This is a genomic window from Longimicrobiales bacterium, assembly GCA_035764935.1.
Taxonomy (GTDB): domain Bacteria; phylum Gemmatimonadota; class Gemmatimonadetes; order Longimicrobiales; family RSA9; genus DASTYK01.
This window is the reverse complement of sequence record DASTYK010000040.1, coordinates 1-6,004: the sequence shown is the minus strand read 5'-3', so window position 1 is coordinate 6,004 and position 6,004 is coordinate 1. Positions and strand designations below refer to the sequence as shown.

The window sequence follows — 6,004 nt, the reverse complement described above, 5'->3', positions numbered from 1 at the left end:
CCTCTTCGCCGAGGGAACCATTCCGTGCAGCTTCCGGCTCGTCGAGTCGGAGCAGACGGATACCGGCGCCGTGCTGCATGTCTACGAGCGTGCGGGCGCGCCCAGATACGGGGAAGTCGAAGTCGGCCAGGAAACGGTGCTCTTCGATGGGCCGGCAGACTCTCCCACGTGAGGATTTCCATGCTCGAGTCTGCCGCTTGCGGTACCACCTCCGGCGATGCGGGCTCGAGCATCGAAGTGCAAGACATTGCCCGGTCACGCGGCCGGGCGTGCCGTATACTGCATGGTGAAGGTGGCAGGCAGACGGCTCACGCAGGCAGCGGCGGACAGCGCGCTGCTGCAGCGGTGGAGAGCCATCAACACTCAGGAGGCGAGCGTGCGACTGTCGTCCACTCCCCGGCCGCTCGTTGCGTCGGCGATACTCATGATCACCGCCGTCGGGGTGAACTGCAACGCACGGCGCACGGCGCCTTCGGCAAGCCCGGCAGTGCAGGCCGAAGGATTGATCCTGCACAGCGGCGAGGGAGAGCGACGCGTGCGGCGAAACGCCGGGAAGGGGCCGTTCATCATCAAGGTCGACCGCCAGAACGGCGGATCGCCGGACCTGGTGATGGGCTACGAGGATATCGCGCCAGGCGCGGAAATCCAGTCGCATCGGCACCTCGTCGCGGACGAGATCCTCTTCGTCCACCGCGGTTCGGGAACCGCGTCACTGAATGGGCGCACCGCACGCGTGACAGCGGGTGCGACGATATACATCCCGCGCAACGTCACCATCAGCCTCGTGAATGATGGGACCGAGCCGCTCGGCATCACCTTCACGTTCTCGAAACCCGGCTTCGAGGAGCTGATGCGCGACAATTCCGTCCCTGACGGCCAACCGGTGACACCGATGTCCGCCGACGAGCGCGCGCGAACCCAGGCGAAGCACCGATGGCATACCATCGCGGGACCGCCGGTGCCGTAGTCGCTTTGGGAGGAGACACGGCGATCCTGCAACTCCATCGACCCAACCTGCCGGAGGCGGCCACTTTCGACCACCATGCAGATCTACTATCTCGAAATCGTGACCGGAGAGGTGGACGCAGTTTGCGCCGCGTACGAGGCGGCGAACGGCGTGCGGTTCGATGCGCCGGATGTCGGGCTCGGGAACGCGCGGACCGCCGGGATGCCCGGGGGAGGGCTGGTGGGGGTGCGGGCGCCCCTGCGCGAAACCGAAGCGCCGGTGGTGCGCCCCTACTGGCTGGTGGATGACATCGAAGCGGCCGTCGCAGCCGTGGTGAAGGCCGGCGGCGAGATCGCACATCCCCCGATGGAGATCCCGGGGCATGGCACCTTCGCCATCTATCTCCTGGGCGGCATCGATCACGGGCTCTGGCAGCGATAGGCGCACGCCGTATTGCAACGCAACAACCCTCTCATGACATCTGGAGAACCAGGGTCGTACTCCCCTTGCTGGCGCTCGCAATCGCCATCGCTTCACCTGTCGATGCGCCAGCTACGGCGGCCACGCGCGTAACCGTTCTCGTCGACGCGTTCGGTGAGCGTGCGGACCTCCGGAAGGACTGGGGCTACGCTGCGCTCGTCGAGCACGACGGAATGCGCATCCTCTTCGACACCGGCAACGATTCCGATCTGTTCCGGCACAACGTCGAGGTCCTGGGAATCGATCTCCGCGACCTGGACTTCGTGGTGATCTCCCATCGCCACGGCGATCACACCGACGGGTTGCGCTACCTCCTCGAGTTGAATCCTGACGTGACGATCTACGTGGCCAACGACGAGTACTTCGGCGGCCCCACCCCGCAGGTATTCTTCCGGCGCAAGGTCGATTCGCTCCCGGCCCACATGCGGTACTTCGACGGCAGCGTGCCCGCGCAGGTGCCTCATGGGAGTCCGTGGAAGCATGCCAACCTGGAACGGATCGATGGCGAGCGAACGATCGGCCGCGGCATCCGGGTCGTGTCGAATGTCTCTCGCGGCGAGACCTTCCGGGAGACGCCGGAGCTCTCGCTAGCCATCTCGACGCCTGACGGGCAGATCGTGCTCGTCGGATGCTCGCACCCCGGGATCGAGCAGATCCTCGAATCGGTGGCAGCGAAATCGAACCCGGTGCGGCTCCTGGTCGGAGGCCTCCACTGGACCACGTTGCCGGACGCTGAAGTCGAGCGCCTGGCGGAAGCCCTCCACGCCACGTGGAGCGTGAAATCCATCGCGCCTGGCCACTGTACCGGCGAGTTCGGCTTCGCGTCACTGCGCCGCGTATTCGGCCGGGAGTATCGCTACGCCGGACTGGGGACCATTCTGGAGCCGTGACGGCCGAGCGGGCGGCGCCATGGACGCCAGCTTCCGGGACTCGTCGGGGAATGGGTGGAAGATGATCGAGGCGCCGAGTACGTGACGTCCCGACCGGCCGACCGGGTTAGGGCCGTTACACGTCCTCCACGAGGCTTCATGCGGTCGATCATTGGACTATTCGCAGCCGGGTTTACCGCCGCTTGCGGCGGACCTACGCAGCCAACGGTACAGGCCACCGTGGAAGTCCGCGCCGACGCGGTGGCCGCCGGGGTATGGCAAGACGGCGTCGCGACCTGGCTGTCGTTCGACCTGCCGGTCACGATCACGAATGCGGGGCGCGACCCGGTGAGTGTGGTCGATTGCGCGCACACCGTGGAGCAGCCTGCGCTCTCCGGATGGCGAACCGTGTGGCGTCCCGTCTGCGCGCTGCATACGGAGCCCGCCATGGTGATCCCGGCCGGTGAGGCGCGTGCGGTCACTTTTCGCATCGGCGGATCACTCAGCGGGTCTGTCAGCCCGCGATGGGAGGCGGCTGCCGTCGGCGGGACATACCGCCTGCGTATTGGCCTCATGCCGATGGGGCACGATGGCGCGGTGCCGATGATCGCGTCGAATACCTTCGTCGTCGTCGAGTGACCGCGGGACGATCGGGTCAGGCATCTCCTCGACTTTTCACCAGAGCGAATCCAATGTCCGAGCTCCCGTTCAGCCATCCGTGGGCGTTGGCCCTGCTCGGCGCACTGGCGTGGACAACCGCCTTCTCGCTTCTGCAGCCGCCGGTCCGCCGACTGCGAAACCTGGGAATCCTGGCGAGCTACCTGCTCGGGCTTGCGATGGCGGTCAAGGCGCCGTGGCGGGAGGCGACAGTCGTCTGGGCGGCCTTCGGCCTGGCGGGCGGCATCGCCTACGTCGCATACGAGATGTGGTCGCGCTGGCGGCGACCGGCCGAGGGGGATCGGCGCAGCCTCGCACCGTTGCTCCACGGTTTCCTGGCGTGGCCAGTCATGCTCCCCGAAGTCGTGGAGTACGTGCTCGCCGAGGTCGGCGTGCTCGAGCCGCCGAGCGTCGGCGGGGCCTCGGCGACGCCCCCGGGCCCCATGTCATCGGAGTGAGACGTTCCTGACTGGCGCGGCCAATGGCCATTTCACATGTTCGTGGCCGGCGGGAACCAGAGCAGAAGCACTCCCGCGTCGACCGCACGAACCCTCCACACTGTTCCGCCTCATGGGCTATTACATGCGATACCTCCTCGCCGACGACCGTCCGGTCTCGGTGGCCGACGTCGAGACGTTTTTCGCGACGCTCGACGGTGAATACGCCACTGAAGGCGGCGAGGACGAAGTCGTGGTCAATCACACCGGTGATGCGATCGCGCACATCACGCTCAATGCGCCCGGTGACGGCCTCTTCGAGGAGGAGCTCGGGGAGTTGCGCGAGTTCGCCGATGATGCCGAGGACGGCCCCGGGAAGCGGCAGGTGCTCGCCACCCTCGAGGGCGCACGCCAGATCGTCGCCGCACAGATTCTCATGGGGGGCCGGGATCCGGAAGCCGTGCTGAGCGCGCTCGATCCTTTCTGGGCCTGGCTCTTCGCCGAGCGCAAGGGCCTCATGCAGGCCGACGGTGAAGGCTACTACAGTGCAGAAGGCCAGATCCTCGAAGTCGAGTAGCCAGGCAGACGGCAGACGGTCGGCGCGCACGTGTGGCGATACGTACGCGCGCCGGCGCCTTGATCGCAGCCGGCGGTGACCGGGATCATCTGCGAGGTGTAGAGTTCTCTCGTCCGGCGCCCAACTCCCTCCTCGCACTACGTCCAGCATGTACATCCCTTCCTCCTTCCGCGAAGAAGACCTCCCGACGCTGCACGCGTTCCTGGAGGCACACCCCCTCGCCGCTCTCGTCACCGCCGTCGGGGGAGCCTCCGACCTGTTCGCGACGCATCTCCCGCTCATTCTGGATCGCGAGGCCGGCCCACTGGGCACGCTTCGCGGTCATGTCGCGCGCGCGAACCCGCACGCCCGTCAACTCAAGGCGGGCCCCGCGCCGGGGCTCGTTGTCTTTACCGGACCGGATGCGTACATCACCCCGAACTGGTATCCGCTCAAGCGCGAACACGGGCGCGTCGTTCCGACATGGAATTACGTCGCCGTTCATGCCTCCGGGACCGTGACCCCGCGCGAGGATCCGGAATTTCTGCTTTCCCATCTGGAAGCCCTCACCGAGAAGCATGAAGCCGCGCGCGCAGGGGGATGGAAGGTGAGCGACGCGCCTGAGGAATACATCGCTCAACTGATGCGCGCGATCGTCGGACTCGAGATTCGGATCGATCGCCTCGAGGGCAAATGGAAGATGAGCCAGAACCGGTCGGCGGCCGACATCGACGGTGTCATCGCCGGCCTCTCGGAGTCTGCCTCAGCCACGGACCGCGCCGTCGCCGGCATCGTCGCCGAGCGCAGGCCAGGCAGGGGCCACTGAACCACGTGCACAAGCGGATTCGCGAGATCGTTGTCCGGGAGGGGCACTCGTCGGTGATGAACGCCACCAGGTGGCGCGAGCTCGCGACGGCGCTCGGGACGATGAGAAGCTTGGGGCCGAGGGTCCGCCTGAAGTACCTGTACGAGGAGCTCCCCACGCCGGGGTTCGGCCATCTGGATTGGGGCTGGGTGAGCGACGAGACGCCCGAAGTGATCGAGTGGATGGAGGTCGATCCGGTCTTCAGGACGCATCGCGGCCAACTCGTCGCCGTGCGAGTTGACCGTGCCGCCTGACGTGGCGTCCAGTCGGTGCGAAGCCCGCGTGAACTGTCTTCCCTCATCACATCCCGCCCCCGTCATGCGCCCACGATTCATCCCACTGCTCCTCCTCGCACTCGCGCAGGGTTGCGCACCCACGCGCCCTGCGACGACGGCGAGCCCGGCGACGCTCGAGCAGCAGGTCTTCACCGCCGAGCGGGCATTCGCACGCACGATGGCCGATCGGGATCATGCGGCGTTCACGCGCATGCTCTCGGACGAGGCGGTGTTCTTCACAGGGCCGGCGGCGCTGCGCGGCCGCGAGGCCGTCGCGGCGCACTGGAAGCGGTTCTATGAAGGAGAGCGCGCGCCGTTCGCCTGGGAGCCCGACACGGTTCAGGTACTGGAGTCGGGAACGTTGGCGCTGAGCACCGGTCCCGTGCGCGATCCGGCGGGGACGATCGTCGGCCGCTTCAACTCGATCTGGCGACGGGAGTCGCCCGGCGTGTGGCGGGTGGTGTTCGACAAGGGCCAGCCCGTCTGTCCGCCGCCGTCGCGCTGAGACACCATCGCCACAGCGTCCACGCACGTCTGCATCTTCGCACCGAACGAGCCGAGGCCAGCGATGCCCCAGCAGCACCCGGTGTCGGTCGAGACGCTGAAGGCGATCCTCGACGCATTCAACGCCCACGATCTCGACGCGATCATGGGATATTTCGCCGACGACTGCACCTTCGACATGCCCCGTGGGCCGGAGCCGTGGGGACAGCGCTTCACCGGCAAGGCCGCGGTGCGCGAGGGGCTGGCAACGCGCTTTAAGGGCCTTCCGGACGTGCACTACGGCGATGATCGCCACTGGGTCAGTGGCAACTTCGGCGTGTCGGAGTGGCTCCTGACCGGCACGACGCCGGAGGGGCGCAGTGTCCGCGTGCGCGGATGCGACCACTGGGAGTTCCGGGACGGGCAGGTCATCAGG

10 protein-coding genes are annotated in these 6,004 nt (G+C 67.0%); all 10 read left to right on the top strand.

Annotated features, from left to right (window positions below; translation table 11 throughout):
* The first annotated feature begins 376 nt into the window (after positions 1-376).
* Entirely contained in the window at positions 377-967 is a 591-nt protein-coding gene (locus tag VFU06_03055) for a cupin domain-containing protein (protein ID HEU5208366.1), read from the top strand.
* Between the two features lie 75 nt (positions 968-1,042).
* Entirely contained in the window at positions 1,043-1,387 is a 345-nt protein-coding gene (locus VFU06_03050) for a hypothetical protein (GenBank protein ID HEU5208365.1), read from the top strand.
* A gap of 65 nt (positions 1,388-1,452) precedes the next feature.
* A complete protein-coding gene (locus tag VFU06_03045) occupies positions 1,453-2,316 on the top strand; it encodes an MBL fold metallo-hydrolase (protein HEU5208364.1) in 864 nt (287 codons plus the stop codon).
* 138 nt (positions 2,317-2,454) lie between these two features.
* Positions 2,455-2,934, top strand: coding sequence for a hypothetical protein (locus VFU06_03040; GenBank protein ID HEU5208363.1), 480 nt, complete (start codon positions 2,455-2,457; stop codon positions 2,932-2,934).
* A gap of 53 nt (positions 2,935-2,987) precedes the next feature.
* Positions 2,988-3,410 (top strand): hypothetical protein, encoded by a 423-nt coding sequence (locus VFU06_03035; protein ID HEU5208362.1) that lies wholly within the window; start codon positions 2,988-2,990, stop codon positions 3,408-3,410.
* Positions 3,411-3,534: 124 nt separating this feature from the next.
* The gene (locus tag VFU06_03030; GenBank protein HEU5208361.1) at positions 3,535-3,966 is read left to right on the top strand and encodes a hypothetical protein; all 432 of its coding nucleotides are present in this window, start codon (positions 3,535-3,537) and stop codon (positions 3,964-3,966) included.
* 148 nt (positions 3,967-4,114) lie between these two features.
* On the top strand, positions 4,115-4,771 hold the full coding sequence (locus VFU06_03025) for an FMN-binding negative transcriptional regulator (GenBank protein HEU5208360.1): 657 nt from the start codon (positions 4,115-4,117) through the stop codon (positions 4,769-4,771).
* Between the two features lie 5 nt (positions 4,772-4,776).
* Positions 4,777-5,064, top strand: coding sequence for a DUF6678 family protein (locus tag VFU06_03020; protein ID HEU5208359.1), 288 nt, complete (start codon positions 4,777-4,779; stop codon positions 5,062-5,064).
* Positions 5,065-5,128: 64 nt separating this feature from the next.
* The gene (locus tag VFU06_03015; protein ID HEU5208358.1) at positions 5,129-5,590 is read left to right on the top strand and encodes a nuclear transport factor 2 family protein; all 462 of its coding nucleotides are present in this window, start codon (positions 5,129-5,131) and stop codon (positions 5,588-5,590) included.
* A gap of 63 nt (positions 5,591-5,653) precedes the next feature.
* A partial coding sequence (locus tag VFU06_03010) for a nuclear transport factor 2 family protein (GenBank protein HEU5208357.1) occupies positions 5,654-6,004 on the top strand: 351 nt, incomplete at its 3' end.

Excerpts from the sequence above, each read along its gene's own strand:
- VFU06_03050 (HEU5208365.1), top strand. The coding sequence starts at position 1,043 with ATGCAGATCTACTATCTCGAAATCGTGACCGGAGAGGTGGACGCAGTT.
- VFU06_03040 (HEU5208363.1), top strand. The coding sequence starts at position 2,455 with ATGCGGTCGATCATTGGACTATTCGCAGCCGGGTTTACCGCCGCTTGC.
- VFU06_03035 (HEU5208362.1), top strand. The coding sequence starts at position 2,988 with ATGTCCGAGCTCCCGTTCAGCCATCCGTGGGCGTTGGCCCTGCTCGGC.
- VFU06_03030 (HEU5208361.1), top strand. The coding sequence starts at position 3,535 with ATGCGATACCTCCTCGCCGACGACCGTCCGGTCTCGGTGGCCGACGTC.
- VFU06_03025 (HEU5208360.1), top strand. The coding sequence starts at position 4,115 with ATGTACATCCCTTCCTCCTTCCGCGAAGAAGACCTCCCGACGCTGCAC.
- VFU06_03015 (HEU5208358.1), top strand. The coding sequence starts at position 5,129 with ATGCGCCCACGATTCATCCCACTGCTCCTCCTCGCACTCGCGCAGGGT.